The sequence below is a fragment of the Pseudonocardia nigra genome (assembly GCF_019396355.1).
Taxonomy (GTDB): domain Bacteria; phylum Actinomycetota; class Actinomycetes; order Mycobacteriales; family Pseudonocardiaceae; genus Pseudonocardia; species Pseudonocardia nigra.
Genome location: NZ_JAHKRK010000377.1, coordinates 1 through 3560 on the forward strand (window position 1 = coordinate 1; position 3560 = coordinate 3560).

General features: G+C 73.9%; 3 protein-coding genes. All 3 read right to left on the reverse strand.

Annotated elements, in window-relative coordinates; all coding sequences use genetic code 11:
* Positions 1-25: 25 nt before the first annotated feature.
* The 3 genes from KME75_RS40520 to KME75_RS40530 are packed head-to-tail and all read right to left on the reverse strand — an operon-like array spanning position 26 to position 3481.
* Entirely contained in the window at positions 26-373 is a 348-nt protein-coding gene (locus KME75_RS40520) for a hypothetical protein (RefSeq protein WP_219420300.1), read from the reverse strand.
* Positions 370-2358: a tyrosine-type recombinase/integrase gene (locus KME75_RS40525; protein WP_219420301.1), complete on the reverse strand. Its 1989-nt coding sequence runs from the start codon at positions 2356-2358 to the stop codon at positions 370-372. The genes KME75_RS40520 and KME75_RS40525 overlap by 4 nt, the downstream gene beginning before the upstream one ends.
* Positions 2345-3481 (reverse strand): tyrosine-type recombinase/integrase, encoded by a 1137-nt coding sequence (locus KME75_RS40530; RefSeq protein WP_219420302.1) that lies wholly within the window; start codon positions 3479-3481, stop codon positions 2345-2347. The genes KME75_RS40525 and KME75_RS40530 overlap by 14 nt, the downstream gene beginning before the upstream one ends.
* Positions 3482-3560 lie beyond the last annotated feature (79 nt).

Genomic DNA, 3560 nt, shown 5'->3' on the forward strand with positions numbered 1-3560 from the left:
GACCTGCTGTTCTTCGATTATCCGGCTAATCGCCGCTCGGATTTCGCCTTGGCCGCGTAGCCGGTGGTGTTTCGCGGCGTTTGAGCGCGCGGATTTCTTCTTCTTGCCGGCGGACTTTCGCGGCGACGGCGTCGAGGGCTTGGGTGAGGTTGTCGATCTGGTCGGCGAGCCCGGTGAGGGTGAGCAGTTCCCCGTGCCGGGAGCGGTAGCCGTCGATGATCGCGCGTAGGTCGCGGCGCCGGTAGCAGGTGGCGCGGCTGATGCCGCTGGCGGCGGCGACGGCGGTGAAGGTGATGTCGGCGCGGTCGGCGGCGAGGGCCTCGCAGGCGGCGCGGATGCGGTCGGTGTCGCTGTGGGGACGGGTGTCGGTCACGGTGTCTGGCTGGTGTGGGTGATCAGCTCGTCGAGCCGGTCGGCGAGGCGGCGGTGTCGGTGGGCTTCGTCGGCCCAGCCGCGGGCTTCGGCGTCCGCGGCGAGCGCGGCGGCGTCGGCGTGTTGGGCGCCGAGCACGGCCAGGAAGCCCGGGTCGGTGCGGAAGTTCGGGCAGTGCTCGCAGATGTTGGCATAGGGGCAGGATCCCTGGGCGGGTGCGCGTAGGCAGAACCCGCCGGCCAGCCGGGACTTGATCGTCGGGGTGTCGCGCCAGTCGCCGCCTCTGGTGATGTCGACCAGCGGCAGCGGCGCGCCGAGGCCGGTGGCCGCAGGCAGCGGTGTGCCAGTCGTGGCGGGGGCATGGGTGGGTTCGGTGGCGAGGGCGGCTTTGGCCTGGGTGAGGGCGCGTTCGTACTCGCTGCGCACGGTGGTGTCGAACAGCCGGCCGTAGCGCAGGCTCATGGTCGCGGAGACGTGCCCGAGCAGCTGCATCAGCGCCTGCAGCGACACCCCGGCGTTGACCAGGGCGGTGGCGTAGGTGTGCCGCAACGCATGCGGTGTCACCTTGTCCAGGCCGGTGGCCTGGGCGGTGCGGGCGAGCTCGTCGCGCACGGCCTGCGCGGACAGGCGTCGTCCTTGGTGGATGAGCAGGAACTCGGTCGGCCGGCCGCTGTGCGGGTGGGGCAGTGCCCGGCCGGGGGTGCGGCGGGCGACGATTCGGTCCAGCACCGCCACGGTTTCGGCGTCGAGGGGCACCATCCGTTCGGTGCCCAGCTTGCCCAGCGGCACCTTCAGCCAGGCGCCGTGCCCGTCGATCTCGTGCACGCAGTCCAGCTCGAGATCGCGCAGCTCACCGGGGCGTAGCCCGGTGGCGCGGGCCAGCAGCAGCGCGTCGGCGTGCAGCCGCGCGAGCGGGCTCGGCCCGGACGCCGAGAGCTGCTCGAGCGCGTCGTGCAGGCGGCGGTCGGCGTCCGGGGGAAGGTAGCGGGGCAGCGGGCGCGGGACCTCGGGGACGTCCCGGGCGAAGATCAGCGGGCGGGCCGGTGCGCTGGGCCAGCCCCACTCGGTGATGTCGGTGAGGAACTGGCGCACGGCCAGGATCTGCCCGCGCCGGTGCCCGATCGAGTGCGACCGCCCGTCGGGATGCCGGGCGGCGGCGAGGGCGGCCAGCCAGGGTTCGATGTGCGCCGTGCGGTCGAGGGCGGCCAGGTCGGTGACCGGCGGGTCGCAGGCCGACAGGAACCGGCCGAACCCGGCCAGGTGGCTGGCGATGGTCTTGACCGTGGCCGGGGCGCGGGTGGCGGCGGCCTGGGCGCAGTAGGCCAGCAGCAGCTCGCGCAGCGGCTCGGCGACGCCGCTGTAGTGCCCGTCCAGCCCGGGACGACGTCGCGGATCGGCGGGCGGTTCGGGCAGCACGCCGAGGTGGAACAGCACGCGGTGCGCTGCGGCGATCAGGCCGCGGTCGTTGGCCCAGCTGCTGGCGTTGCCTCGCTGGTGGGCGCGGCCGCGGAACGCGGCGGCCAGGTTCTCGACGTCGGTGGTGGTGAGCGCGGACAGCGGGCGCCCGGTCTGGATCAGCAGCCGCACCACGACCCGCTCCGCCGCGCGTTTGACCACGTGCCCGCCGTAGTCCAGCTCGGTCGCGGCCGCGGTGAACTGTGCGACGTCGGGTGCGAGCGGGCTGCGCGCGGCCGCGGCGAACAGCCCGGGGATCTTGCGGTGGGCCAGGTAGTCGTGGCTGGGCCGGCAGCGGCGGTGCAGCATCAGGTAGGTCAGAAACGGCCGCTGCGCGTGGGCCAGCCCGAGCTGGGTGGGCAGCGGTTCGGCGGCGAACCCGGCGGGGTCTGGCCAGCGGCCCAGGAACGCCCACGCTGCGTCGCGGTAACAGCGTGAGCCGCGCCCATCAACGGCCAACCAGTCCATGTAGTCGCCGACCAACTCGGCGGCGCCGTCGACGGCGGCGGCGCAGCGCTCAGCCCTGGGCACGTTGGCGCTCGCGGGCGGCGTCGTAGGCGGCGCGGACCCGCACCGGCGCGAGATGGATGTAGCCGGCCGAGGAGTCGACGTGGGCGTGCCCGAGCAGCGCCTGGATCACCGCCAGATCGACCCCGGCCTCGGCCAGCGCGGTGCCGAACGAGTGCCGCAACGCGTGCGGATGCGCCGCCGCCACCCCGGTCTGCTCGCGATGATACCGGAAGATCGTGCGCAGCCCGGCCGGGGTCAACGGCTGCCCCCGGTTGCGGCCCTTGGCTACCACGAACAACGCCGTCTCTGTGGTGTCCGGGCGCTCGGCGAGCAGGTAGGTCTGGACCAGGCCGGCGACCTGGGCATCGACCGGGACCGGGCGTTCCCGCCGGCCCTTGCCCGCCACGCGGGCCCAGCCGCGGGCGATGTCCACATCGGCGACGCGCAGGGCGAGGACCTCGGCCGAGCGCAGCCCGCAGAACAGCATCAACCCGGCGATCGCCCGGTCCCGCCACGAGCGCAGGCTACCCAGCAACGCGCTCGACTCCTCCGGCGCCAGCGCGCGGGGCAGCCGACGAGGCTCGCGCACCCGCAGCCCGGAGCGGGGCTGCGGACGAGCCAGATGCCCCAGCAGCCCGTCCCGCTGACCGGGTGCGGCCCGGCGGGCCGCGGCGCCGGTCGGCACCGGATTCGGCATGCTCGGGTCGCGCATCGCCCGGAACGCGAACAGCCCGCCCACGGCGGCCAACCGGCGGTTCACCGTCGCCGCCGCCAACCCCGCCCGCTCGCCCGAGGCCGCGCCGTCCGCGCCGCCACGCGAGCCGGCCGACCCTGTGCCGCTGCGGCAGAACGCCAGGAATCCCAGCAGCACCTGGGTATCGACCTGATCAAGCCGCCGGTCCTGGTCGGCCAGCCAGCGCAGCAACGCCAGCAGGTCGAATGCGTAACCGCGTCGGGTGCCCGCCGCGTAGTGCCGGTCACCCAGATACCCGAGGTAGTCGTTGACCAGCCGCACGTCCTCGCTCGCCGGCCCGGCCAGCACCCAGCCATCGTCGCGCCGCTCGACCCGCAGATCGATCCCAGCCCTCATAAGACACGTATCAACCAGCACTCCCGGCAGCAAGGCAAGCACCCCGACCACCACGGCGTGTCGCACCGGGGCCGGGCCTCGCCTCGGCTGGATTAGCCGGTAAAAGGAGACACCACCTCCACCTACTTCGAGA